The 22,998-nt window shown below is 67.6% G+C and carries 29 protein-coding genes; 10 read left to right on the top strand and 19 right to left on the bottom strand.

Going from position 1 to position 22,998, the window contains the following annotated elements; translation table 11 throughout:
* The first annotated feature begins 141 nt into the window (after positions 1-141).
* From OG817_RS43320 to OG817_RS43300, 5 genes are read left to right on the top strand one after another with little or no spacing between them, the layout of a single operon-like run.
* Entirely contained in the window at positions 142-1,374 is a 1,233-nt protein-coding gene (locus tag OG817_RS43320) for an extracellular solute-binding protein (RefSeq protein WP_406050856.1), read from the top strand.
* 5 nt (positions 1,375-1,379) lie between these two features.
* Complete coding sequence (locus tag OG817_RS43315) at positions 1,380-2,339, top strand: carbohydrate ABC transporter permease (protein WP_406050855.1); 960 nt, start codon at positions 1,380-1,382, stop codon at positions 2,337-2,339.
* Between the two features lie 10 nt (positions 2,340-2,349).
* Positions 2,350-3,150, top strand: coding sequence for a carbohydrate ABC transporter permease (locus OG817_RS43310; protein ID WP_406050854.1), 801 nt, complete (start codon positions 2,350-2,352; stop codon positions 3,148-3,150).
* A gap of 28 nt (positions 3,151-3,178) precedes the next feature.
* Positions 3,179-3,955 carry a ThuA domain-containing protein gene (locus tag OG817_RS43305; RefSeq protein ID WP_360446619.1) on the top strand — a complete coding sequence of 259 codons (777 nt, stop codon included), beginning with the start codon at positions 3,179-3,181 and terminating at the stop codon, positions 3,953-3,955.
* Entirely contained in the window at positions 3,948-5,048 is a 1,101-nt protein-coding gene (locus tag OG817_RS43300) for a Gfo/Idh/MocA family protein (protein WP_406050853.1), read from the top strand. The genes OG817_RS43305 and OG817_RS43300 overlap by 8 nt, the downstream gene beginning before the upstream one ends.
* Before the next feature lie 92 nt (positions 5,049-5,140).
* Here the strand turns inward: OG817_RS43300 and glmM are convergent, their stop codons facing one another.
* Genes glmM through rplM form a run of 3 tightly spaced genes read right to left on the bottom strand, consistent with a single transcriptional unit; the run spans position 5,141 to position 7,495 of the window.
* Complete coding sequence (gene glmM, locus OG817_RS43295) at positions 5,141-6,487, bottom strand: phosphoglucosamine mutase (protein ID WP_406050852.1); 1,347 nt, start codon at positions 6,485-6,487, stop codon at positions 5,141-5,143.
* Positions 6,488-6,494: 7 nt separating this feature from the next.
* Positions 6,495-7,016 (bottom strand): 30S ribosomal protein S9, encoded by a 522-nt coding sequence (gene rpsI, locus OG817_RS43290; protein WP_131360939.1) that lies wholly within the window; start codon positions 7,014-7,016, stop codon positions 6,495-6,497.
* 35 nt (positions 7,017-7,051) lie between these two features.
* A complete protein-coding gene (gene rplM, locus OG817_RS43285; protein WP_360446622.1) occupies positions 7,052-7,495 on the bottom strand; it encodes a 50S ribosomal protein L13 in 444 nt (147 codons plus the stop codon).
* A gap of 277 nt (positions 7,496-7,772) precedes the next feature.
* Here rplM and OG817_RS43280 point away from each other — a divergent pair, with 277 nt between their 5' ends.
* Both OG817_RS43280 and OG817_RS43275 read left to right on the top strand, forming a co-directional pair.
* Entirely contained in the window at positions 7,773-9,059 is a 1,287-nt protein-coding gene (locus tag OG817_RS43280) for a citrate synthase (RefSeq protein ID WP_406050850.1), read from the top strand.
* A 313-nt stretch (positions 9,060-9,372) separates the two neighbouring features.
* On the top strand, positions 9,373-9,831 hold the full coding sequence (locus tag OG817_RS43275) for a DoxX family protein (RefSeq protein ID WP_406050848.1): 459 nt from the start codon (positions 9,373-9,375) through the stop codon (positions 9,829-9,831).
* A gap of 66 nt (positions 9,832-9,897) precedes the next feature.
* Here the strand turns inward: OG817_RS43275 and OG817_RS43270 are convergent, their stop codons facing one another.
* Entirely contained in the window at positions 9,898-10,353 is a 456-nt protein-coding gene (locus OG817_RS43270; protein WP_406050847.1) for a nuclear transport factor 2 family protein, read from the bottom strand.
* A gap of 119 nt (positions 10,354-10,472) precedes the next feature.
* Between OG817_RS43270 and OG817_RS43265 the strand changes: the two genes are divergently transcribed.
* Positions 10,473-11,021 (top strand): TetR/AcrR family transcriptional regulator, encoded by a 549-nt coding sequence (locus OG817_RS43265; protein WP_406050845.1) that lies wholly within the window; start codon positions 10,473-10,475, stop codon positions 11,019-11,021.
* Complete coding sequence (locus OG817_RS43260; RefSeq protein WP_406050843.1) at positions 11,018-12,001, top strand: hypothetical protein; 984 nt, start codon at positions 11,018-11,020, stop codon at positions 11,999-12,001. The genes OG817_RS43265 and OG817_RS43260 overlap by 4 nt, the downstream gene beginning before the upstream one ends.
* On the opposite strand, the gene OG817_RS43255 is transcribed toward OG817_RS43260, so the two are convergent.
* The 13 genes from OG817_RS43255 to OG817_RS43195 all read right to left on the bottom strand — a co-directional run bounded on the left by OG817_RS43255 (position 11,998) and on the right by OG817_RS43195 (position 20,773).
* A complete protein-coding gene (locus tag OG817_RS43255; protein ID WP_406050842.1) occupies positions 11,998-13,680 on the bottom strand; it encodes an ABC-F family ATP-binding cassette domain-containing protein in 1,683 nt (560 codons plus the stop codon). The genes OG817_RS43260 and OG817_RS43255 overlap by 4 nt on opposite strands.
* 46 nt (positions 13,681-13,726) lie before the next feature.
* The gene (locus OG817_RS43250; protein WP_406050840.1) at positions 13,727-14,500 is read right to left on the bottom strand and encodes a hypothetical protein; all 774 of its coding nucleotides are present in this window, start codon (positions 14,498-14,500) and stop codon (positions 13,727-13,729) included.
* Entirely contained in the window at positions 14,493-15,014 is a 522-nt protein-coding gene (locus OG817_RS43245; RefSeq protein ID WP_396392313.1) for a SigE family RNA polymerase sigma factor, read from the bottom strand. The genes OG817_RS43250 and OG817_RS43245 overlap by 8 nt, the downstream gene beginning before the upstream one ends.
* 16 nt (positions 15,015-15,030) lie before the next feature.
* Positions 15,031-15,645 (bottom strand): class I SAM-dependent methyltransferase, encoded by a 615-nt coding sequence (locus OG817_RS43240; RefSeq protein ID WP_406050838.1) that lies wholly within the window; start codon positions 15,643-15,645, stop codon positions 15,031-15,033.
* Positions 15,638-16,450 (bottom strand): tRNA pseudouridine(38-40) synthase TruA, encoded by an 813-nt coding sequence (truA, locus tag OG817_RS43235; RefSeq protein WP_406050837.1) that lies wholly within the window; start codon positions 16,448-16,450, stop codon positions 15,638-15,640. Before truA ends, OG817_RS43240 begins: the two co-directional genes overlap by 8 nt.
* Before the next feature lie 64 nt (positions 16,451-16,514).
* A complete protein-coding gene (gene rplQ, locus OG817_RS43230; protein WP_406050836.1) occupies positions 16,515-17,069 on the bottom strand; it encodes a 50S ribosomal protein L17 in 555 nt (184 codons plus the stop codon).
* Between the two features lie 57 nt (positions 17,070-17,126).
* Positions 17,127-18,152, bottom strand: a complete 1,026-nt coding sequence (locus OG817_RS43225; protein ID WP_131360975.1) for a DNA-directed RNA polymerase subunit alpha — start codon at positions 18,150-18,152, stop codon at positions 17,127-17,129.
* A gap of 104 nt (positions 18,153-18,256) precedes the next feature.
* On the bottom strand, positions 18,257-18,865 hold the full coding sequence (gene rpsD / locus OG817_RS43220; protein WP_131360977.1) for a 30S ribosomal protein S4: 609 nt from the start codon (positions 18,863-18,865) through the stop codon (positions 18,257-18,259).
* 22 nt (positions 18,866-18,887) lie between these two features.
* Positions 18,888-19,295, bottom strand: a complete 408-nt coding sequence (gene rpsK, locus OG817_RS43215) for a 30S ribosomal protein S11 (protein ID WP_012923659.1) — start codon at positions 19,293-19,295, stop codon at positions 18,888-18,890.
* A 41-nt stretch (positions 19,296-19,336) separates the two neighbouring features.
* A complete protein-coding gene (gene rpsM, locus OG817_RS43210) occupies positions 19,337-19,708 on the bottom strand; it encodes a 30S ribosomal protein S13 (RefSeq protein WP_131360979.1) in 372 nt (123 codons plus the stop codon).
* 188 nt (positions 19,709-19,896) lie between these two features.
* Positions 19,897-20,010, bottom strand: a complete 114-nt coding sequence (gene rpmJ / locus OG817_RS43205; RefSeq protein WP_008361054.1) for a 50S ribosomal protein L36 — start codon at positions 20,008-20,010, stop codon at positions 19,897-19,899.
* 35 nt (positions 20,011-20,045) lie between these two features.
* Complete coding sequence (gene infA / locus OG817_RS43200) at positions 20,046-20,267, bottom strand: translation initiation factor IF-1 (protein WP_012923661.1); 222 nt, start codon at positions 20,265-20,267, stop codon at positions 20,046-20,048.
* Positions 20,268-20,443: 176 nt separating this feature from the next.
* A complete protein-coding gene (locus OG817_RS43195) occupies positions 20,444-20,773 on the bottom strand; it encodes a winged helix-turn-helix transcriptional regulator (RefSeq protein ID WP_406050835.1) in 330 nt (109 codons plus the stop codon).
* Between the two features lie 77 nt (positions 20,774-20,850).
* Between OG817_RS43195 and OG817_RS43190 the strand changes: the two genes are divergently transcribed.
* Complete coding sequence (locus tag OG817_RS43190) at positions 20,851-21,717, top strand: NAD(P)-dependent oxidoreductase (RefSeq protein ID WP_406050834.1); 867 nt, start codon at positions 20,851-20,853, stop codon at positions 21,715-21,717.
* Here OG817_RS43190 and OG817_RS43185 read toward each other — a convergent pair.
* Positions 21,701-22,513 (bottom strand): hypothetical protein, encoded by an 813-nt coding sequence (locus OG817_RS43185; RefSeq protein WP_406050833.1) that lies wholly within the window; start codon positions 22,511-22,513, stop codon positions 21,701-21,703. The genes OG817_RS43190 and OG817_RS43185 overlap by 17 nt on opposite strands.
* Positions 22,510-22,953, bottom strand: a complete 444-nt coding sequence (locus OG817_RS43180; protein ID WP_396392320.1) for a DUF1707 domain-containing protein — start codon at positions 22,951-22,953, stop codon at positions 22,510-22,512. The genes OG817_RS43185 and OG817_RS43180 overlap by 4 nt, the downstream gene beginning before the upstream one ends.
* Positions 22,954-22,998 lie beyond the last annotated feature (45 nt).

The raw sequence follows: 22,998 nt of genomic DNA, 5'->3' as shown, positions 1-22,998 counted from the left end.
TCTGAACCCTTGACAGCAGTGTGACCCAAGGAACATAGTCCTGTGACATCTCAGTTAAGCGGTTTACTCCCCCTTAGAGCAAGCGATCGGAAATTATCCACAGCCCGTGGTTAAACGCTTTGATCGAAGGAGCCCGATGTCATGATCAGCAAGCGGATCGCCGCCGTGCTGGCCGGTGCGACGACCGTGTCGCTCGTGCTGGCCGCCTGCGGCAGCAACGACGAGGACTCCTCGTCGTCCTCGTCCGGGGACAGCGTCAAGAGCCTCACGATCCTGGACTACTACAACAACGACCCGGACAAGTCGCTGGTGCAGAAGGGTCTCGACACCTGCGCGAGCCAGCTCGGCATCACCATCCAGCGGGAGACGGTGCCTGGTGACACCTTGATCCAGAAGGTGCTGCAGCAGGCCTCGTCCAAGACGCTGCCCGACGTCCTGATGCTCGACAACCCCGACGTACAGCAGATCGCCGCGACCGGCGCGCTGGCGCCCTTGAACGACATGGGTCTGAATGGGGACGGAGTCATCCAGGGCATGGTCGACGCGACGTCGTACCAGGGCAAGCTCTACGGACTGGCGCCGGTGACGAACACGATCGCGCTGTTCTACAACACGCAGATGTTGCAGGAGGCCGGCGTACAGCCGCCGAAGACGTGGGAAGAGCTGAAGGCAGCGGCCACGAAGCTGACCAAACCCGGCCGGTACGGGATCGCGTTCAACGCCAACGCGACGTACGAAGGCTCCTGGCAGTTCCTGCCGGCGATGTGGACCAACGGCGGCGACGAGACCGACCTGAACACCCCGCAGGTGACCGAAGCCCTGCAGTTGTGGACGGATCTGGTGAAGTCGGGGTCGGCGTCGAAGAGCGTGATCAACTGGACCCAGGGTGACGCGAAGGACCAGTTCGTGGCCGGCAAGGCCGCGATGATGGTGAACGGGCCGTGGCAGATCCCGGCGCTGGAGAAGTTCCCGAACATCAAGTGGGACGTGGTCAAGTTCCCGGTGAACAAGCCGGACCAGACGCCGGTCGCACCGCTCGGTGGTGAGGCCTGGACGGTCCCGCTGAACAAGGATCAGGCCAAGCAGCAGAAGGCCGCCGACTACGTGAAGTGCCTGAACTCGGACGAGAACGAGCTGGCCTGGGCGAAGGCCCGGTTCACGGTGCCGACCAAGGTCGCGCTGCTCGACCAGTACGTCAAGGACGTGCCGTCGATGAAGGCCTTCACCGAGCAGGTCAAGACCGCCCGGTCGCGGACCGGCAAGCTGGGCGACAAGTGGCCGGATGCCGCGAAGGTGATCTACCAGGCGATCCAGCTGGCGCTCACCGGTAAGGCCGCACCCCAGGACGCCTTCAAGCAGGCGTCCGGCGGCTGATCGCGATGGCGGCATCGACAGTGCTGCAGGACGACGCCAAGGTGGCCGGCCCGAAGCCTGCTCGCAGGCCTCGTGGCCGGCGCCACCGGGGTGAGGATCTGACCAGGATCCTCTTCGTCCTGCCGGCCGCGGTCGCGATGATCGCGCTGTTCGGCTATCCCGTGGTGAAGAACCTGCTGATGAGCCTGCAGGACTACGGCCTGCGGACGTTCTTCACCGGGGACGCCCCCTGGGTCGGACTGAAGAACTACAGCACGGTGGTGAACGACAACCTGTTCTCGCAGGCGATGGTGAACACCGCGCTGTTCACCATCGGCTCGATCGCCTTCCAGTTCGCCATCGGCCTGGCGCTGGCGCTGTTCTTCCACCGGCGCTTCCCGCTCAGCGGCGTACTGCGGTCGCTGCTTCTGCTGCCGTGGTTGCTGCCACTGATCGTGTCGAGTGCGACCTGGCGGTCGATCCTCGAGCAGGACAGCGGCATCCTCAACCGGACCTTGACCGGGCTGCACCTGATCGACGATCCGGTGCCGTGGCTGAACTCGCCGTCGGTCGCGCTGATCGCTGTGATCGGCGTGAACATCTGGATCGGCATCCCGTTCAACGTGACCCTGCTGTACTCCGGCCTGGCCGAGATCCCCGACGAATTGTACGAGGCCGGCCAACTGGACGGCGCGACCGGCTGGCTCGCGTTCCGCTACATCACCTGGCCGAATCTGCGGGCGGTGGCGAGCGTCCTGCTGATGCTCGGCGTCGTCTACACGATCAAGGTGCTGGACATCATCCTCGGCCTCACCGGCGGCGGACCCGCGAACGCGACCCAGACGCTCGCAACGCAGTCGTACGAGCGGTCGTTCATCGACTTCAAGTTCGGTGAAGGTGCGGCGTTGAGCAACATCCTGATCGCGATCTCGTTCCTGTTCGCGATCTTCTACCTGCGCAGCACCCGCCGCGCCGTCGACGAATAAGGAGAGCAGCATGCGACGTACGGCGTACACCGTCATCGGTGTTCTCATCCTTGCTGTGCTGCTGTTCCCGGTCTACTGGATGCTCAACGCCTCGCTTCAGCCGTCCGGCAACACCCTGACCGCGGGCTTCCTGCCGCTGCACCCGACGTTCGCCGGCTACAAACGCGCTCTCGACGAGCAAGGCGGCAACCTCGTCACCAGTCTGATCATCGCGACCGGGACCGTCGTACTCAGCCTGGCCATCGCCACCCCGTGCGCCTACGCGCTCTCGCAGTTCCGGTCCCGCTGGGTGTCGGTCGGGCTGCTGGCGATCCTGATCTCGCAGATGATCCCGGGCATCGTGATCGCCAACGCGCTCTACACGGCCTACGAACGGATCGGGCTGCTGAACTCGATCCCGGGCCTGATCGTGGCGAACTGCGCCAGCGGTATCCCGTTCGCGATCCTGATCCTGCGCTCGTTCATGCTGTCGCTGCCGCCGTCGCTGGTGGAGGCCGCACGGGTGGACGGCGCCGGGCTGTTCCGGGCGTTCGTCGCGATCGTGCTGCCGATCAGCAAGAACTCCCTGATCACCGCGGGACTGTTCAGTTTCCTCTTCTCCTGGAGTGATTTCCTCTTCGCGCTGACGCTGACCACCAAGGGCGGCGTGCGGCCGGTGACGCTCGGGATCTACCAGTACCTCGGCACCCAGGTGCAGAACTGGAACGCGGTGATGGCGACCGCGGTGCTCTCGGCGATCCCGGCCATCGTGCTGCTGGTCGCCGCGCAGAAGTACATCGCCGCCGGCGCCATCGGCGGAGCCGTCAAATAACCCCTTACGGACAAAGGACTTTCACACTATGACGATTCGCGTACTCGTCTGGGGCGAGAACCGGCACGAGCAGGTCGAGCCGCACGTCGCCGAGATCTACCCCGACGGCATGCACAGCACGATCGCGGCCGGCATCGCGGAGAACCTCGGCGACGCCGCCAAGGTCGGCACGACCACGCTGGACGAACCCGAGCACGGCCTGACCGAGGAGGTGCTGGCCGACACCGACGTACTGGTCTGGTGGGGTCACGCGGCCCACGGCGAGGTCGATGACAAGGTGGTCGAGCGCGTCTACCAGCACGTGCTGTCGGGGATGGGCCTGGTCGTGCTGCACTCCGGGCACTGGTCGAAGATCTTCGGCAAGCTGATGGGAACCTCGTGCACGTTGCGCTGGCGCAGCGAGCGGGACCGCGAACTGGTCTGGACGGTGAACCCGACGCACCCGATCGCGCAGGGCGTGCCGCACCCGATCGAGATCGAGCAGCAGGAGATGTACGGCGAGTTCTTCGACATCCCGGTGCCGGACGAACTGATCTTCGTCTCGTCGTTCTCCGGCGGTGAGGTGTTCCGCTCCGGCTGCACGTTCCGCCGCGGCCACGGCAAGATCTTCTACTTCTCCCCCGGCGACCAGGACTTCCCGGTCTACCATCACAAGGACGTCCGCAAGGTCATCGCGAACGGCGTCGCCTGGGCGATGACCGACCGGCCGGAGCGGGCGGTCCCGACGCTGCTGCGCTACGAGACCGGCGACTTCTTCAACGGCCAGGGCTACAAGGGCCCGATCGAGGAGCCCGCGGATGCCTGAACCCCTGCGACTGCTTCAGGTCGGCGCCGGCGGCATGGGCCGGGCCTGGCTGCGCACGATCTCGGAGAACCCTGACGTCGTACTGATCGGCCTGGTCGACCTGGACGTCGACGTTGCCCGGGCGGCCGCCGACGAGCACGGGTACGGCGACCTACCGGTGGCGACCTCGATCGGCGAACTGGCTGACGGGGCCGACGCGGTCATCGACGTGACCGTGCCGCTCGCGCATCCGAAGGTCAGCGTGGATGCCTTGCTGCGTGGGCTTCCCGTGCTGTGCGAGAAGCCGCTGGCCGAGTCGGTCCGCGAATGCCTGGCGATGGTCGCGGCGTCGGAGGTCAGCGGGAAGCTGCTGATGGTTTCGCAGTCCCGCCGCTACTTCCGGGCCGGGTCCGCGTTCGGCCGGCAGATCTCCGAGCTCGGCACCATCGGTTCACTGTCGTGCGAGTTCTTCAAGGCCCCGCACTTCAGCGGCTTCCGGGAGCGGATGGCCGAACCGCTGCTGGTCGACATGGCGATCCACCAGTTCGATCTGGCCCGCAAACTGATCGGCTCCGAGCCGGTGACGGTGTACTGCGAGTCGTACAACCCGGAGTGGAGCTGGTTCGACGGCAACGCGTCCGCCAGCGCGGTGTTTGCCTTTGCCAACGGAACTCGCTTCGCCTTCATCGGCAGCTGGTGCGCGCCTGGTCTGGAGACGTCGTGGAACGGTCGCTGGCGGGCGAGCGGCCGCGACGGTACGGCGACCTGGGACGGCGACAACCCGCCGGTCGCCGAACTCGCCTCCGGCGAATCGCTGCCCGCCGTCCTCGTGGACGACCCGGAGCAGATCGCCGGATCTCTGGTCGAGTTCGTCGACGCGGTCCGCGGCTCCACGATCCCGCAGTCCGAGGTGCACTCCAACGTCATCAGCGTCGCCATGGTGGAGGCCGCCGTACGCTCAGCCTCCCTAGGTACGCCGGTCCGCGTCGCCGACGTCCTGGAGTCCGCGTACGCCGAAGCCCTGACGACAGTCCAGGACGCCCGGCTCCGGACAACCCTGGAAAGCTGGCCCACCGTCCTCAAGACGGTCGGCCTGACCCCACCCCCCGACTGATCCGGCCACCACAACTCGGGGCCTTGAACAAGAACCGGCGACCTTGAACAGGGTATTTCCTGTTCAAGGTCGCCGGATGGTGTTCAAGCAGCTCAGAGCTTGAGGGACGTGGCCACTACGTCGGCGAGGGAGTGGGCGATCTCGTGGGCCGCGTCGGACGACTCGGCCTCGACCATGACCCGGACCAGGGGCTCGGTGCCGGACGGGCGGAGCAGGACGCGACCGGTGTCGCCCAGGCGGTTGGTGGCTTCGGCCACCGCCGTCTGGACAGCCGGGTCCGTGCCGGCGCGGGTCTTGTCGACGTTCTTCACGTTGACGAGGACCTGCGGCAGGCGGGTCATCGCGCCGGCCAGGTCGCTCAGGGACTTGCCGGTCTGGGCGAGCCGGGCGAGCAGCATGACCGCGGTCAGGGTGCCGTCGCCGGTGGTGGCGTGGTCGGACAGGATCACATGCCCGGACTGCTCGCCGCCGAGCTTGTGACCGCCCGCTTTCATTGCCTCGAGCACGTACCGGTCGCCGACCTTGGTCTGCTCGACCGCGATCCGCTCCCGGACCATCGCCTGGACGAAGCCCAGGTTGCTCATCACGGTGGCGACCACGGTGTCGTTCGACAACCGGCCGCTGTCGCGCATGGCCAGGGCGAGGATCGCGAGGATCTGGTCGCCGTCCACGAGCTCGCCGTTGGCGTCCACGGCCAGGCACCGGTCGGCGTCACCGTCGAGGGCGATGCCGAGGTCGGCACGGTGACCGAGCACCTCGCGCTGCAGACCCTCCAGGTGGGTGGATCCGCAGTCCAGGTTGATGTTCAGGCCGTCGGGTGCGGCGGCGTACGTGATCACCTCGGCGCCGAGCCGGCGCAGTGCCTCCGGCGCGGTCTGCGACGCGGCACCGTTGGCACAGTCGATGACGACCTTGATGCCGTCGAACCGGTTCGGCGCGGAGCGGACCAGATGCGAGACATAGGTCTCGAAGCCCTGGCCGTCCTCGAGCACCCGGCCGACGGCCGCGCCGGTCGGGCGCTGCCACTGCTCGTTCATCCGGGCCTCGATCGCGTCCTCGATCAGGTCGTCGAGCTTGATCCCGCCGCGGGCCAGGAACTTGATGCCGTTGTCCGGCATCGGGTTGTGGCTGGCGGACAGCATCACGCCGAGGTCGGCGCCGGTCGAGCCGGTCAGGTACGCCACGGCCGGAGTCGGCAGTACGCCGAGCTTGACCACGTCGACGCCGGCGCTGGCCAGACCGGCCACCACCGCGGCTTCCAGGAACTCACCACTGGCGCGTGGATCCCGCCCCACAACGGCGCGTGGCCGGTGCCCTTCGAAGGCACCGGCCTCGCCGAGTACGTGAGCTGCCGCGACCGAGAGGTCGAGCGCCAGCTCCGCGGTCAGGTCCACGTTCGCCAGGCCACGGACTCCGTCCGTGCCGAACAAACGCCCCATCAGGTGATCAGCGCTTGCTGTACTGAGGCGCCTTACGGGCCTTCTTGAGTCCGGCCTTCTTGCGCTCCTTGATCCGCGCGTCGCGGGTCAGCAGGCCGGCCTTCTTCAGCCCCGGGCGGTTCGCCTCGAGGTCCGCCGCGTTCAGGCAGCGGGCCACGCCGAGCTGCAGCGCACCGGCCTGGCCGGTGATGCCACCGCCGTTGATCCGGGCGATCACGTCGTACGAGCCCTCCAGGCCCGCGACGACGAACGGCTCGTTCACGTGCTGCTGGTGCACCTTGTTCGGGAAGTAGACGTCCAGCGGCTTGCCGTTGACGGTCCACTGTCCCGTGCCGGGCACCAGGCGGACGCGGGCGACGGCCTCCTTGCGGCGACCGGTGGCCGCGGCCGGGTTGATCACCGCGACGCGACCCGTCTCGGCGCGCTGCTCCGGAGTCGGGTTCGTCTCGGAGGTGTAGGCGACCGGGCCCTCGTTGTCGATGGGGACCTCGGCGTCGAACTCTTCGGTCTCGGTGGTGATGTCGCTCACGCTGAAATTCCTCGTTTACCTGGCTCGTCGATCGCTTACTGGGCGATCTGGGTGATCTCGAACGGCTTCGGCTGCTGGGCGGTGTGCGGGTGCTCCGGACCGGCGTACACCTTCAGCTTGGTGAGCAGCTTCCGGCTCAGGCGGTTCTTCGGCAGCATGCCCCAGACAGCCTTCTCGACGGCCTTGCGAGGGTCCTTGTCGAGGATCTCGCCGATCGGCGTGGCCGTCAGACCACCCGGGTGACCCGAGTGGCGGTAGGCCAGCTTGTCCGTCCGCTTGGTGCCGGACAGGGCGACCTTGGAGGCGTTGATGACGACGACGAAGTCGCCGCCGTCCACGTGCGGCGCGAACGTCGGCTTGTGCTTGCCGCGCAGCAGGGTGGCGATCTGGACGGCGAGCCGACCGAGCGTGACGTCGGTGGCGTCGATCACGTGCCACTCACGGATGACGTCAGCAGGCTTCGGGCTGTACGTGCGCACGGTCGTTGACCTTCGTTTCTCAGAGGTTGACAAAACTGGGACGTCGGCGAGCGGTCCGCCGACGTGGCAAGGACCTGGAACGCACAACAGCAGCCCAGAATACCGGCGTCGGCACCCTGGGGTCAAAGCGAGCCCAGACCCGCAGGAGACCCCGGCTTGGAAGGAGTCGAGGACAGCACTAGTTTAGCCGTGAAGAATCAAGTCCGAACCCGCGTCCCGCCGGCTGACGATAACCCTCACTCACCAGGCGATGACGCCAGCTTCCGAAGAGGGCATTGTGACCGAACAGTCGCTCACCGTCCGGGACAACCGGACCGGCAAGGACTTCGACCTTGCCATCACCGATGGCACAATCCGTGCCGCCGACCTGAAGAAGATCAGCGCCACCGACGGCGACGGTGGCCTGGCCACCTACGACCCGGGATTCGTCAACACCGCCTCCTGCCGCTCCTCCGTCACCTTCATCGACGGCGACAAGGGCATCCTCGAGTACCGCGGCTACCCGATCGAGCAGCTCGCCGAGCAGTCGAACTACCTCGAGGTGGCCTACCTGCTGGTGAACGGCAAGCTACCGAACAAGGCGGAGTACGAGGCCTGGGCGCACGACGTGACGTATCACACGTTCGTGCACGAGAACCTGAAGACCTTCATGCAGGGGTTCCGGTACGACGCCCACCCGATGGGCATGCTGCTGGCCTCGGTCGGTGCGCTGTCCACCTTCTACCCCGAGTCGCGCAACATCTTCGACGAGGAGTCGCGGGCGCTGCAGATCCGGCGGCTGATCGCGAAGATGCCGACGCTGGGTGCCTTCGCGTTCCGGCACGCCCAGGGCAAGCCGTACGTGTACCCGGACAACGAGCTGAGCTACACGGCGAACTTCCTGTCCATGCTGTTCAAGATGAGCGAGCCCAAGTACGCCGCCGACGACCGGCTGGTGCGGGCGCTGGAGATCCTGTTCATCCTGCACGCCGACCACGAGCAGAACGCCTCCACCAACGCGGTCCGGGCGATCGGCTCCACCCAGGTCGACCCGTACACGGCCGTTGCCGGCGGCATCGGTGCGCTCTACGGCCCGCTGCACGGCGGCGCCAACGAGGCGGTCCTGAAGATGCTCCGCCGGATCGGCTCGGTCGATCACGTCCCGTCGTTCATCGAGGGCGTCAAGAACGGCGACGAGCGGCTGATGGGCTTCGGTCACCGGGTCTACAAGAACTACGACCCGCGGGCCAAGATCATCAAGAAGGCCGCCGACGACGTGTTCGAGGTGACCGGGATCAACCCGTTGCTGAAGATCGCCGTCGAACTGGAGAAGATCGCGCTGGAGGACGACTACTTCGTCTCCCGCAAGCTCTACCCGAACGTCGACTTCTACTCCGGCCTGATCTACGAGGCCCTGCAGTTCCCGCCGGAGATGTTCACCGTCCTGTTCGCGATCCCGCGAACGTCGGGCTGGCTGGCCCAGTGGCTGGAGATGCTCGGCGACGGCGATCAGAAGATCGCCCGGCCCAAGCAGATCTACACCGGCGAACGAGGCGTCCAGTACGTCCCCATCGGCGACCGCTGACCTCTGCACCACCGCACAGCCCTCGGCCCCCGGGTCGAGGGCTGTCCCATCTCCGGCCTCCACGGATCGAACGGCGTACCGTGACCGTCGCGTCGTACCCCGGCGTGCGGGACCGGGGCCGCTTCGCCGAGACCACGGTACGACGGCTGAGGCTGGACGGCCGCCGGCTCGAGTGACCTACTCCCCCAGGCCTCAGGGTCACCCTGAGGCCTACCGCGGCTGGGGTAGCGGAAATGCCCTCGGCTGCCCGACGCGGTAGGTGGGTGGTTTTCGGGAGTCTGTTCGTGACATCGAACACGACAGGGAGACCACCATGAATGCCTTGCTGTACAAGGGAAATCGACTGGCCGACTGGCTCGGCCGGCAGAGTGTCGACATCCTGCGGGTCAGTCTCGGACTGATCTTTCTCACCTTCGGCGTACTGAAGTTCTTCCCGGGTGCGAGCCCGGCGGAGGCGCTGGTGATGCGGACCATCGACACGCTGACTCTCGGCGTCATCCACGGCCGCTCCGCGGTGCTGCTGACCGCGGTGATGGAGTGCTTCATCGGACTGACGCTGGTCTCCGGCCGGTTCCTGCGCACCGGGCTGCTGGTGCTCGGGTTCTCGCTGGTCGGGATCATGTCGCCGCTGGTGCTGTTCTTCAGCGACCTGTTCCCGGGTGCTCCGACGCTGGAGGCGCAGTACGTACTGAAGGACATCGTGCTGGCGGCCGCCGGCCTGGTGATCGCCGCGAAGGCTCTGGCCGCCTCACCGCTGCGGCTGCGGGCTTGAGGAATTGGAGATGGCCCCGGGCGGGCTCTGTTGCCTCGGTCCGGGGCCATCCGGCGCCTCTGCGGACTACGACGCGGCGGGTGCGCCGGCCGGTTCCCGCAGTACGTCGATCAGCTTCTCGACCTGGCCGCGGGCGCGCATCATCGCCACGTGGTCGATGTAGTCACGGGACTCGACGATGAGGCCGTCGCGGACCCGCAGTACGAAGATCCCGGGGACGCTGAACGGCGCACCGCTCGCCGCGACGGTGCCGGCGTACTCGAACTCGGCCACGATCACCTCAGGATCGCAGGTGTGGTGGATCCGGACGTTGACCGGCTCGAACCGCACGACATCGCCGACCAGTGACCGCGCGGACGCGAAGTGCTCGCGCAGCGCCTGCCGGCTCAGCAGCGGCCGGTCACCGAACGGGTTCATCGGATGACGGACGTCGGTCTGCTCGGCATACAGCTCGTGCAGGTTGTCGTACTCGCGGTTCGAGACGCCGCGAGCGACGGCCAGGAAGACCTCTTCGGGTGTCATCTGCAATCCTTACAGTTAAGCGGAGTGATGACTTCGAATATACGAAGTAACGACTTCGTTTACAACCCCCGGTCGCCGGGCGGCGTCTCCTAGGCTGAGAGGCGAGGGAAGGGACAAGGGTGCGAGCAGACGCGCGGGACAACCGGGCCCGGATCATGACCGCTGCGGACGAGGTGTTCGGCCGGTCGCCGAACGCGTCCACCGACGACGTCGCGAAGCTGGCCGGCGTCGGCATCGCGACCGTGTTCCGGCATTTCCCGACCAAGGTCGATCTGCTCGAGGCGGTGCTGGCGTTGCGGCTGGACCGGCTGCGCGACCGGGCACTGAAGCTGGCCGCGAGCGACGATCCCGGGCCTGCGTTCTTCGGGTTCTTCAGCCAGGTCGTGGCGGAGTCGGCGACGAAGCTGGCGATCGGCGAGGCGCTGATCGCCGCCGGACCGGCTCTCGGCACGGGCGTGCGGGAGGCGGGGGCCGGCATGCGCGAGGCCTTCGACAAGCTGCTCGCCCGGGCTCAGAGCAGCGGCGCAGTGCGGGCCGACGCGCAGTTCGCTGAGGTGTATGCCCTGCTGATCGGGGCCTCACGCGGTGCGACGGCGGTCGGGCTGACGCCGGAGGTGCGCGATCGGATGCTTGTCCTGGTCTATGACGGCCTGAAGCCTCGTTCGTGAGGCGCTGGTCGCGGAGGCACCGGGTCCTGGTGGTCATCGCGCTGGCGCTGGTCCTACTGCTGTCGGCGTACCCGGTGTCGTTGCGCCTGCAGTACGTCGGTGAGCCCGCAGCCGACACGCGGACGCGGAACCACGACGCTCTGTGGCTCGGCCATGCCTGGGTCGACGGACGCAAGACGGCGGCCGATGTCACCGCGTTGGCCCAGCAACTCAACGGCACAGGCATCCGGGATCTCTACGTCCACACCGGTCCGCTGGAGCACGACGGCTCACTGCCGTTGGCCAAGGTCTCACCGAAGGCCCGCTGGTTCACGGAGGCGATGCGGACCGCGGCTCCCGACGTACGCGTGCAGGCGTGGCTCGGGGACGTCGTACAGCCGGGGAAGGACCCGGGGATGGATCTGGACGACCCTGCGGTGCGCACCCGAGTGGTCGCGTCGGCGAAAGCTGTTCTGGACCAGGGCTTTCAGGGCATCCACTACGACTTCGAGCCGGTGAAGTCCGGCTCCAAGGGTTTTCTCGCGGTGCTGGATGCAACCCGGGCCATCGGAGTACCTCTGTCCGTCGCGGCTGCCCAGATCGACCCGCTCTGGCAGCTCCATAGGATCCCGATCGACAAGTGGTGGTCGCAGGAGTACTTCGGTGAGGTCTCGCGCCGCGTCGAGCAGATCGCCGTGATGTCCTACGACACCGCGATGCCAGTGGAGTCTTTGTACGGCGGCTATGTCGCCAAGCAGACCAAGCTCGCGCTGGAGGCGACTCCCGCGTCCACCGACCTGCTCATGGGCCTCCCGGCGTATTGGGAGAGCAATCCGTCGCACTGGGGCCATGCGGAGACCGTCGAGGCTGCGGTCCGAGGCGCCCGGCTAGGACTGGGCACCTCGGACCGTCAAAACTTCGGTCTGGCTCTGTACGTCGACTTCACCGCCACCCCGGCCAACTGGGCCGCCTACCGCGACGGCTGGTGCACAGCGCCTTAGCGAGCGCGTTCTACCCGGCCCTCGTCCCACACTGGTTCGTCGGACTCGTAGACGGTGCCGTCGGCACCGAAGACGAGATGGCGGTCGAAGCCGCGGGCGAACCAGCGGTCGTGGGTGACCGCCAGCACCGTGCCGTCGAAGGAGTCCAGGCCTTCCTCCAGCGCCTCGGCGGACTCGACGTCCAGGTTGTCGGTCGGCTCGTCGAGCAGGAGCAGCGTCGCACCGGACAGCTCGAGCAGCAGGATCTGGAACCGCGCCTGCTGTCCGCCGGACAGACTGTCGAACGTCTGCTCGGCCGCGTGCGCCAGCTCGTACCGGTCCAGCTTCCGCGACGCCAGCTCGCGGCCCATCCCCTCCCGGTGCTCGTCGCCCCGGTGCAGGATCTCCAGCAACGTCCGGCCGACCAGCTCCGGGTGCTCGTGCGTCTGCGCGAACCATCCCGGCCGGACGCGGGCACCGAGCTTGGCCTTGCCGGTGTGCGCGACCGGAGCGATCTGTACGTCGCCGATCGGCTGGTGCTCGATGTCCGGGTCGGAGCCACCGTTGGCGAGCAGCCGGAGGAAGTGCGACTTCCCGGACCCGTTGGACCCCAGTACGGCGACGCGTTCGCCGTACCAGACCTCCAGGTCGAAGGGCTTCATCAGGCCCGTGAGCTCCAACGCGCTGCACACCACCGCACGCTTGCCGGTGCGGCCACCGGTCAGCCGCATGCTGACCTTCTGCTCGCGTGGCAGCGCCTGCGGCGGACCGGCCTCCTCGAATCTGCGCAGCCGCGTCTGTGCGGCCCGGTAGCGCGACGCCATGTCGGAGTTGTACGCCGCCTTCTGCTTGTACATGAGCATCAGCGCGCGGAGCTTCGCGTGCTCCTCGTCCCAGCGCTTGCGCAGCTCCTCGAACCGTTCGAACCGGTGCTGCCGGGCCTCGTGGTACGTCCGGAACCCGCCGCCGTGTGTCCAGGCGGTGTTGCCCGCGGCTCCCAGCTCGACGGTGACGATCTGGGTGGCGGTGTTGGCCAGCAGCTCACGGTCGTGGCTGATGTAGAGCACGGTCTTGTCGGTGCTGCGGAGCTGCTCCTCCAGCCAGCGCTTGCCCGGTACGTCGAGGTAGTTGTCCGGCTCGTCGAGCATCAGGACCTGGTCCGGACCGCGCAGCAGGGCCTCCAGCACCAGGCGCTTCTGCTCACCGCCGGACAGCGTCTTCACCTCACGCCAGCGACAGCGGTCGAACGGTACGCCGAGGGCGGCCGTCGTACAGACGTCCCACAGGACCTCGGCGTCGTACCCGCCGACCTCACCCCAGTCGGACACCGCCTGCGCGTACTTCAGCTGGGTCTTCTCGTCGTCGGCGTCCATCATCGTCAGCTCGGCCTTGTCCAGCTTGGCCGCGGCGTCCTGGATCGCCTGCGGTGCGACACCGAGCAGCAGGTCGCGCACGGTCGACGAGTCGCGCACCGAGCCGACGAACTGGCGCATCACGCCGAGCCCGCCGGACCGCGCGATGCTGCCGGAGTGCGGCTTCAGGTCGCCCGCGATGATCCTGGTCAGCGTGGTCTTGCCGGAACCGTTCGCCCCGACCAGCGCGACCTTGGCCCCGTCGGCCACCCGGAACGTGATGTCGTCCAGCAACACCCGCCCGTCCGGCAGTTCGTAACCGATCCCGGCGACATCTACGTGGCCCATCCCACCAGTCTGACCGTCGTACCCACCGACAGGCGAACCCTTATCGTCACCAGTCCCCGAGAGCGCTCAGGAAGGTGCCTCCGGTCGGTCTGACCGAATCGACCATGAACAGCTTGAGGGGAGCGGCGAACAGGCCGTAGGTGTGGGTGCCGGTGAAGAAGCCGGCCGAGTCACAGCCGTCGTACTCGACCCACACCTCACGGACGCCGTCAGCGGTGTCGAAGCGCAGCACGATCGCCTCGGACGGCTGGGCCGACTGTGGGGTGCACTTGAAGACCGGCAAGGACGGGTTGCGCTCCGGCAGTACCTTGATCGCGTCGACCACCTGCTGCGCTACGTCCGCGTTGAACCGCTGCTGCCCGAGCAGTCCGGTCGCGTCGGGCGTGAGGCGGTAGCGGCAGGCCTGCAGTCCGGTCACCGGCGTTGCCAGGTCCAGGCCGGTCCCGGCCGGGACTGTGTTGTGACCGCCGGCCTTCAGGATCGGGTGGTCGGGCGGACAGGGCGCATCCTCCTTGTTCGGCAGGATGCCTGGATTCGACCGGCCTGGAGCGGAGCCGGACCCGGCCGCCTCCTTCGCGCCAGTGTCGCTGGCGTTCGACGCGGTCGGCACCTCGTTGCCCACCGCGTTCCACACACCGCCGATGGCTATTGCCACCACGGCCGCCGCCGCGGCCATGGTGAGTGTCTGGCGCCTTTTCCGGACGCGCCGGCGCGCTTCCCTCGCCATCCCGCTGCCAGTCAGCTCACTGGCGTCGGCCTTGTTCTGGAACGCGGAGGAGATCTTGGGGCCGAGCTCCTGCTCAGGGTCGTGCTCAGGCATCCTCGGCTCCTTCCTTGCTCAGCGTGGTTTTCAGTGCGGCCAGTGCTCGGTGTACGTGCGATCGGGCGGTCGCCTCCGCGCAGTGCAACAGCGCACCGATCTCGGCGTACGAGAGCTCCTCGTAGAACCGCAGTACGACGGCTGCCCGCTGCTTGTCCGGCAGCGTCGCGCACAGTGCCCAGACCGCATCGGACTCGGCGCGCGCGGTCGCACCGTCCGAGGCGGACGGTGCGGTCCGGATCGGGTCAGGCGACGGTGCCTCCCGGCGGCGGAACCGGCGCCACCAGGAGATGTGTGCGTTCACCACCATTCGCTTCACGTACGCCTCGGGGTCGTCGGCCCTGCTGACCCGGCTCCACCGGGCGCAGGCTGTCGTCAGGGCATCCTGGACGGCGTCCTCGGCCAGGGCTTTGTCCCCGGTCAGGACGTACGCGAACCGCAGCAGCGCGTCTGCCTTCTCGGTGACCCAGAGCTCGAACTCGATCGGGCTCGTCCGTGCCTCTGCTGCCGCCAAGGCTGCCTCCATACCCTCAGGACGGCGACGGGCCCGCGTTCGTTGCACGCAGTACCCGGAACCCCTTCGCGCTGCCGGTCCGGTCGCAGGGATAGCCCTGCTCGGTCAGCCAGCGCTGCAACGAGTCACCGCCCAGGTTCTTGCCGACGACGAAGCGTGCCACGCCACCGGGGGCAAGACGGCCCAGCCAGAGCAGCAGCATCTTGTGCAACTCCGCCTTGCCGATGTGGATCGCCGGATTCGACCAGATCTCGTCGAACCGCACCTCCGCGGGTACGCCGTCCGGCAGCACCGGGTGCACGCGGTCCGCAACCCCTGCGGCCTTGGCGTTCTCCGCGGTCAGCTCCAGCGCCCGGGTGTTCACGTCGACCGCCCACATCTGCGCCTCGGGTGCCTCCACCGCGATGGCACAGGCGATCGGGCCGTAGCCGGTCCCCAGGTCGAGGAACGTCCCGGAACCGGTCGGCGGGTCCACCTCGCGCAGCAATACCGCCGTGCCGATGTCCAAGCGGTCCCGGGAGAACACCCCGGTCGCGGTCGTGAAGGTGTACTCGCGACCCCAGATCCGCGCCTCGACAGTACGTCGTACGTCCGCGGAACCGGGCTCTGCCGAGAAGTAGTGGTCAGCCACGCTGGTGCACCTCTCCCCTCACTTGGCGGGCCTGCAGCGCCCGTGCGGCCAACTCGTCATCCGCCGGGTAGCGCACTTCCTCCAGTGTGAGGCCGTGCGCGGGCAGCACCGATACGGCCGGGTCCCGGACCTTGCCGGCCAGTACGGCGGCCGGCCAGTCGATGTCACGGCGTCCGTCACCAACGGGGATCATGGAGCCGACCAGAGCCCGGACCATCGAGTGGCAGAAGGCGTCGGCGATCACCGTGCCTTCCAGCCGTCCCACGGCGGTGCGTTGCCAGGAGAACTCCAGTAAGGCGCGCACTGTGCTGGCGCCTTCGCGCTTCTTGCAGAAGGCGGCGAAGTCGTGCTCGCCGAGCAGACCGGCCGCGGCGGCGTTCATCCGGACCACGTCCATCGGGCGGCCGACCCGCAGTACATGCCCGCGGGTCAGCGGGTCCCATCCGGCCGGATCGTCACAGAGCCGGTACACGTAGCGACGGGCCAGCGCGGAGAAACGGGCGTCAAAGCCATCTGGAGCGGCTGTGACGGCCGTGACAGCTACATCCTCGGGTAGGACGCCATTGAGGCCTCTGAGGAGCCTGAGCGGCTCTACAGCGCCTTCGACGTCCACATGGGCGACCTGACCGCGGGCGTGGACGCCGGTGTCCGTCCGGCCGGCGCAGGTGACCGTCAGCGGCTCGGGCAGCCGGAGGACGACCCGGAGCGCCTCTTCCAGAGCTCCTTGCACGGTCCGGAGACCCTCCTGCCGGGCCCAGCCGTGGAAGGCCGTTCCGTCGTACTTGAGGTCGATCCGCCAGCGCACACGGCAATCTAACGCAAACAGCGCCCCTCACCGTGCGGTGAGGGGCGCTGTGGAGAGCTGGGTGTTACTTGTCCTCGGTCTCCGGAGTCTCGTCCTGGACCTTCTCGTCCACGACGTCCTGGACCTTGGCCTCGTCCTCGACCTTGTCCTCGGCCTTGTCCTCGACCTTGTCGTCGGCCTTGTCCTCGGCGACAGCCTTCTTCGCCGCCGCCTTCTTGGCCGGGGCCTTCTTCGCGGTCTTCTTGGCCTTCGGCGAGTCCGCCAGCGCCTCGACCAGCTCGATCTTCACCATCGGGGCGTTGTCGCCCTTGCGCGGACCGAGCTTGGTGATCCGGGTGTAGCCGCCCGGACGGTCGGCGTACCGCTCGCCGATCTCGGTGAAGAGCACGTGCACGATGCTCTTGTCCTTGATCCGCTTCATCACCTGGCGGCGCGAGTTCAGGTCACCACGCTTCGCCTTGGTGATCATCGACTCCGCCAGCGGCTGCAGGCGCTTGGCCTTGGCCGCGGTGGTGGTGATGGCGCCGTGCTCGAACAGCGACGTCGCGAGGTTGCTGAGGATCAGCTTCTCGTGCGCCGGGCTGCCGCCCAGCCGGGCACCCTTGGTGGGGGTTGGCATCTCTTACTCCAGGAATCTCAGGCCCGCTCGGACCCGGGGTGGGTTGGGCTCGGTAGCTCAGTACTGCTCGGTCTCGGCGAAGCTCTCGTCCTCGTCCTCGGCCTCGGTGCCGTAGGCCTCGGCGGCCGCACGCAGGTCGAAGCCAGGAGGCGAGTCCTTCAGCGACAGGCCCATCTCGGCCAGCTTCAGCTTGACCTCGTCGATCGACTTGGAGCCGAAGTTGCGGATGTCCAGCAGGTCCTGCTCGCTGCGCGAGATCAGCTCACCCACGGTGTGGATGCCCTCGCGCTTGAGGCAGTTGTACGACCGGACGGTCAGCTGCAGGTCCTCGACCGGCAGTGCCAGGTCGGCGGCCATCTGCTCGTCGACCGGCGACGGGCCGATGTCGATGCCCTCGGCCTCGACGTTGAGCTCGCGGGCCAGGCCGAACAGCTCGACCAGCGTCTTACCGGCCGACGCGACGGCGTCGCGGGGCAGCATCGACGGCTTGGTCTCGACGTCGACGACCAGCCGGTCGAAGTCGGTGCGCTGCTCGACACGGGTCGCCTCGACCTTGTAGGTGACCTTGAGCACCGGCGAGTAGATCGAGTCGACCGGCATGCGGCCGATCTCGGCGTCGGCGGACTTGTTCTGGATCGCGGAGACGTAACCACGGCCCCGCTCGACGACCAGCTCCATCTCGAGCCGGCCCTTCTCGTTCAGGGTGGCGATCTTCAGGTCCGGGTTGTGCACCTCGACACCGGCCGGCGGCGCGATGTCGGCGGCGGTGACGTCACCGGGGCCCTGCTTGCGCAGGTACATGGTGACCGGCTCGTCGTGCTCGGAGGAGACGACCAGGTCCTTGAGGTTCAAGATCAGCTGGGTGGCGTCTTCCTTGACCCCGGCAACGGTCGAGAACTCGTGCAGGACGCCGTCGACCTTGATGCTGGTCACGGCGGCACCGGGGATGGAGGACAGCAGGGTCCGGCGGATCGAGTTGCCGAGGGTGTAGCCGAAGCCCGGCTCGAGCGGCTCGATCACGAACCGCGAGCGGTGCTCGCCGACGACCTCTTCGGTCAGGGTGGGGCGTTGTGCGATAAGCACTGTGGTTTTCCTTGTCTGTCGCGACGACCACTATTTGAGGTCGCGATGGGTGAAGCACAGAACCGGTCCCGCCGGCGGCCACCAGACCGCCGGCGGGACTGAGATCAGTTCTTCGAGTAGAGCTCGACGATCAGGTGCTCGGCGACCTGGGTGTCGATCTGCTGCCGGGTCGGCAGCTGGTGGACGAGGATCCGCAGCCTCTCGGGCATCACCTCGAGCCACGCCGGGACGACGCGCTCGGAGTGCGTCTCCCGGGCGATGATGAACGGGGTCGTCTCGGCCGACTTCGCCTTGACATCGATGATGTCGTGGGCAGCCACCCGGTACGACGGGATGTTCACCTTGACGCCGTTCACGGTGAAGTGACCGTGTACGACGAGCTGACGGGCCTGCCGCCTGGTCCGGGCCAGGCCGGAGCGGTAGACCACGTTGTCCAGCCGGGACTCCAGGATGATCAGCAGGTTGTCACCGGTCTTGCCGGAGCGCCGCGAGGCCTCCTCGTAGTACCGGCGGAACTGCTTCTCCAGGACGCCGTACGAGAAGCGGGCCTTCTGCTTCTCGCGCAGCTGGAGCAGGTACTCGCTCTCCTTGGGACGGCCGCGGCCGTGCATACCCGGCGGGTACGGACGGCGCTCGAACGCCTTGTCGCCACCGACGAGGTCGACCCCGAGACGGCGCGACTTCTTGGTCATCGGTCCGGTGTAACGGGCCATGTTCGCTACCTACCTCTCTGGATCAGACCCGGCGCCGCTTCGGCGGGCGGCAGCCGTTGTGGGCGGTCGGGGTGACGTCCTGGATGGTGCCGACCTCGAGGCCGACCGCACCCAGGGAACGGATCGCGGTCTCACGGCCGGAGCCGGGACCCTTCACGAAGACGTCGATCTTGCGCATGCCGTGCTCCATCGCGCGACGGCCGGCAGCCTCGGCTGCCATCTGCGCGGCGAACGGGGTGGACTTGCGCGAACCCTTGAAGCCGACGGTGCCCGCGGAAGCCCACGAGATGACCGCGCCGGTCGGGTCGGTGATCGTCACGATCGTGTTGTTGAACGTGCTCTTGATGTGCGCGTGGCCGGCGGCCACGTTCTTCTTCTCCTTGCGGCGCACCTTCTTCGCGCCGGCCGCTGTGCGGCTCTTGGGAGGCATAGGTCAGTTGCTCCTGGGGTGGTCGAAAGTCATCCGGGTCATCACTTCTTCTTCTTACCGGCGATCGCCTTGCGACGACCCTTGCGGCTGCGGGCGTTGGTCCGCGTGCGCTGACCACGCACCGGCAGGCCGCTGCGGTGCCGGCGACCCTGGTACGACCCGATCTCGATCTTGCGGCGGATGTCCGCGGTCACCTCACGGCGGAGGTCACCTTCGATCTTGTAGTTGGCTTCGATCCAGTCCCGGAGCTTCACCAGTTCGTCGTCGCCCAGTTCGTGGACGCGCTTGTCACCGGAAACCCCGGTGTTCTGCAGCGTCTCCAGGGCGCGAGTACGGCCTACACCGAAGATGTAGGTCAGAGCGACCTCGATGCGCTTGTCGCGCGGAAGGTCGACTCCTACGAGGCGTGCCATGTGGCGGTGTTCCTTTCGTCGGCAGAGGTGTGGTGGCGCGCCGCGTCCTTGCCCGCCTCGGTGAGTTTGTTGTCACCGGCAAGGCCCCGGCCTCTGTTCCGGGGGCGACGTCCGGCCTGTGTTTCCTGGCCGGACGAGCATGCGCGCTGTGGTGCGAAAGTGCTGTGTGCTGCTCGACTGGGGGGCTGTCAGCCCTGCCGCTGCTTGTGCCGCGGGTTCTCGCAGATCACCATGACCCGGCCGTGACGGCGGATCACCTTGCACTTGTCGCAGATCTTCTTGACGCTCGGATTGACCTTCATCGAGCTTCTTTCTTCGACAGGTGTTGGTGGTGGTCTTACTTGTACCGGTAGACGATGCGACCCCGGGTGAGGTCGTACGGCGACAGCTCCACGACGACCCGGTCCTCGGGGAGGATCCGGATGTAGTGCTGCCTCATCTTGCCGCTGATGTGCGCGAGCACCTTGTGCCCGTTGGACAGCTCAACACGGAACATCGCGTTCGGCAGGGCCTCAACGATGGTGCCCTCGAGTTCGATGACTCCCTCTTTTTTGGGCATGTCCTCGCACTTCTGTAGACGTCGTACTGAATGATGGTTAACACATGGCTCCAGCCCGGGCTCAAGGCGCCCTCCTGACCAGGTCAGGCAGCCGCGGGCAGCACGAGACAGAGGCTACAAAGAGCCAAGGAAAGAGTGTACGCCACTCCCCCACACGAAACCCAATCGAGACCCCGTCACCCCGCCCGCGAGGCCTCCAGTTCAGCCAGGTGGTCAGCACCCCAGGCATCCAAGGGAGCCAGTGCGACGTTGAGTGACCGGCCGAGGTCGGTCAGTGAGTACTCGACCTTCGGCGGGACCTGGTGGAACACCTCGCGGTGAACGATGTCGCGGCTCTCCAGTTCGCGCAACTGCTGGATCAGCATCTTCTCCGTCACGCCGGCGATCGCGCGGCGCAACTCCCCGAACCGCATCGGCCCGTGGTGCAGCGCCCACAGGATCCGCGGCTTCCACTTCCCGCCGATCACGTCGGCCGCGGCATCCAGCCCGCAGGTGTAGGGGATCATCACTTACCTTTCGGTCAGTACCTCACAAATTAGTGGGTACTTGTCCATCCTAAAGTCTCCGGGCCAGGGTTGACGCCATGAAGACACCTGTCACCGTGCTCGGGCTGGGCGCAATGGGGACCGCGCTCGCCCGCACCTTCCTGGCCGCCGGCCACCCGACCACCGTCTGGAACCGAACCCCTGGACGCTCCCCCGAAATGGACGCCCTCGGCGCCGTCCGCGCCACTACTCCGGCCGAGGCCGTCGCCGCCAGTCCGCTCGTGGTCGTCTGCCTGCTGGTCGACGCCACGGTCCGGAGCACGCTCGATGGACTCGACCTCTCCGGCAAGGCTGTCGTCAACCTGACCAACGGCACTCCCACGCAGGCCCGGGACACCGCGGCACGAGTCGCCGCGGCGGGAGCGGAGTACCTGGACGGCGGCATCATGGCCGTCCCCGCGATGATCGGCGGACCCGACGCTTTCGTCTTCTACAGCGGCTCGCCGGTTGCCTTCGAACGGCACACCGCGGATCTCGCCGTACTGGGCCGGCCCGAGTACGTCGGCAGTGACGCCGGGCTGGCGTCGTTGCACGACATCGCTCTGCTCAGCGCCATGTACGGGATGTTCGGGGGTGCCCAGCATGCGCTGGCCCTGGTCGGCAGCGAGAAGATCCCGTGCAGACGGTTCACCGAGGACTTCCTGATTCCCTGGATGACGGCCATGCTCGGGAGCCTGCCCAGGATCGCCAAGGAGCTGGACGAGGGTCCGGAGCCCGGTGCGGCAGGGTCGAACCTGGCGATGCAGGCGGCGGCCTACGACAACCTGATCGACGCGTCGGTTGCCCAGGGCATCGATCCCGGCCTGCTCGCCCCTATGGGTGAGCTGCTCCGGCGAGCCGTCGCGACCGGCCACGGCGACGAGGATCTGGCCGCCCTGGTCCCGTTGCTCAGGAGGAGTGCGTAGCGGCCCACTGTTCGCCTTCGCGCCAGATTTGCTGGGGCATCAGGTCCAGAAGGTCACAGGCTGCATCCAGTTGGGCAAGTGCGGTGACGGAATCGCGGTACGCCGGGAGGATCGCGACGAAGCGCCGACCCTCGCAGCTGAAGCCGAACGGCGGGACCTGGGCGAGCGCCTCGACCGCACGCGGGTGCAGCACGGCCTGCGCGTGGTCCTCGCGACCGTTGAACAGGCAGTAGCGACCGGGCAAGCCGTCGACCGTCAGGTCCAGCGGCAGCAGGCTGGCCGCCGCGACCTGCGACAGCGATGCGGGCAGCACCTGGAGCGGCGGGAGCGGCCGATCCACCTGCAGATCGAGGAAGTCGAAGCCGAGCTCACGGCGCCCTACCTTGTGCCGGAAGCGCCCGGTCCAGAACTCTCGGCCGCGGTGCCGGCCCGTCGTCACATCGGACACCTCGGCGTTCGGGTCGAGGTCGAACGGCGGGAACGGCCAGCGCTCCCGCAGTTCGGGCTCGGTGGCCTTGATCCGCCAGCCCAGCTGGGTCACCGCGTCGGCCCAGGACTTCCGCAACCGGCCGTCCGCGACCCGCATCGCCAGCGTGAACAGGATCAGCACCAGGAACCAGCCGAGCATCATCCAGCCGACCCAGCGCGGCTCGAGCAGCAGCCCGGCCACCACCAGCGGGATGGCCACGGCGAACCAGATCACGTACACGAGGGCCGAGCCCCGCCGCAGCTGCCACGCCAGGTCTGGACGCAGACGCGGACCCGCGGGGCGACGGGTGACCGGGGCGGCTGTCAACGGCGCCTGCCGCGGCTGCCCATCGCGATCAGGGCCCACGGGATCAACAGCCAGACCGGCCAGAAGTGCGGCCAGTGCCCGCCGTTGGCGAGTCCGATCACGAACCAGATCACCACGTTGACCATCACGACACCGGTGAAACCACCGATCGCCCCACGCCGGTCCGGCTGCGCGTCCTTCTTGCGCTCCGGGAACTCGCCCGGAGCCGGCGCCGGCTTGCTGTCCTGCACCACCGCCGGGGTCTGGTATGTCCGCACCGGCGGCAGGTCACGCACCAGTGGCTCGAGTTCGCCGTAGGTCTGCACGGCGTACAGCTGGTCCAGACGGGAGGAGAACTCGGGCTGGTCCAGCCGGCCGTCCGCGAACGCGTCCCGCAGCCGCCCGGCGATCTTGTCCCGGTCGGCTTCGGTGAAACGCTGGTGCGGCTGGTACTGAGGCATGTCTCAAGTGTGCCTCAGCCCGGGGTTCGGCGGCGTCCCCCGATG

The sequence above is a fragment of the Kribbella sp. NBC_00889 genome (assembly GCF_045207705.1).
Classification (GTDB): Bacteria; Actinomycetota; Actinomycetes; order Propionibacteriales; family Kribbellaceae; genus Kribbella.
Note: the sequence above shows the minus strand (reverse complement) of the source record. Positions and strands in the feature narration are given on the sequence as shown.

What these genes read in the sequence shown, in the direction of transcription:
- rpsM (WP_131360979.1), bottom strand. Translation starts at nt 19,708, where the DNA reads ATGGCACGCCTCGTAGGAGTCGACCTTCCGCGCGACAAGCGCATCGAG.
- glmM (WP_406050852.1), bottom strand. Translation starts at nt 6,487, where the DNA reads ATGGGGCGTTTGTTCGGCACGGACGGAGTCCGTGGCCTGGCGAACGTG.
- OG817_RS43310 (WP_406050854.1), top strand. Translation starts at nt 2,350, where the DNA reads ATGCGACGTACGGCGTACACCGTCATCGGTGTTCTCATCCTTGCTGTG.
- rpsK (WP_012923659.1), bottom strand. Translation starts at nt 19,295, where the DNA reads ATGCCTCCCAAGAGCCGCACAGCGGCCGGCGCGAAGAAGGTGCGCCGC.
- OG817_RS43190 (WP_406050834.1), top strand. Translation starts at nt 20,851, where the DNA reads ATGAAGACACCTGTCACCGTGCTCGGGCTGGGCGCAATGGGGACCGCG.
- OG817_RS43320 (WP_406050856.1), top strand. Translation starts at nt 142, where the DNA reads ATGATCAGCAAGCGGATCGCCGCCGTGCTGGCCGGTGCGACGACCGTG.
- rplQ (WP_406050836.1), bottom strand. Translation starts at nt 17,069, where the DNA reads ATGCCAACCCCCACCAAGGGTGCCCGGCTGGGCGGCAGCCCGGCGCAC.
- OG817_RS43180 (WP_396392320.1), bottom strand. Translation starts at nt 22,953, where the DNA reads ATGCCTCAGTACCAGCCGCACCAGCGTTTCACCGAAGCCGACCGGGAC.
- OG817_RS43315 (WP_406050855.1), top strand. Translation starts at nt 1,380, where the DNA reads ATGGCGGCATCGACAGTGCTGCAGGACGACGCCAAGGTGGCCGGCCCG.
- rpmJ (WP_008361054.1), bottom strand. Translation starts at nt 20,010, where the DNA reads ATGAAGGTCAATCCGAGCGTCAAGAAGATCTGCGACAAGTGCAAGGTG.
- OG817_RS43270 (WP_406050847.1), bottom strand. Translation starts at nt 10,353, where the DNA reads ATGACACCCGAAGAGGTCTTCCTGGCCGTCGCTCGCGGCGTCTCGAAC.
- rpsD (WP_131360977.1), bottom strand. Translation starts at nt 18,865, where the DNA reads ATGGCCCGTTACACCGGACCGATGACCAAGAAGTCGCGCCGTCTCGGG.
- infA (WP_012923661.1), bottom strand. Translation starts at nt 20,267, where the DNA reads ATGCCCAAAAAAGAGGGAGTCATCGAACTCGAGGGCACCATCGTTGAG.
- OG817_RS43250 (WP_406050840.1), bottom strand. Translation starts at nt 14,500, where the DNA reads ATGCCTGAGCACGACCCTGAGCAGGAGCTCGGCCCCAAGATCTCCTCC.
- OG817_RS43275 (WP_406050848.1), top strand. Translation starts at nt 9,373, where the DNA reads ATGAATGCCTTGCTGTACAAGGGAAATCGACTGGCCGACTGGCTCGGC.
- OG817_RS43305 (WP_360446619.1), top strand. Translation starts at nt 3,179, where the DNA reads ATGACGATTCGCGTACTCGTCTGGGGCGAGAACCGGCACGAGCAGGTC.
- OG817_RS43195 (WP_406050835.1), bottom strand. Translation starts at nt 20,773, where the DNA reads ATGATCCCCTACACCTGCGGGCTGGATGCCGCGGCCGACGTGATCGGC.
- OG817_RS43255 (WP_406050842.1), bottom strand. Translation starts at nt 13,680, where the DNA reads ATGGGCCACGTAGATGTCGCCGGGATCGGTTACGAACTGCCGGACGGG.
- OG817_RS43300 (WP_406050853.1), top strand. Translation starts at nt 3,948, where the DNA reads ATGCCTGAACCCCTGCGACTGCTTCAGGTCGGCGCCGGCGGCATGGGC.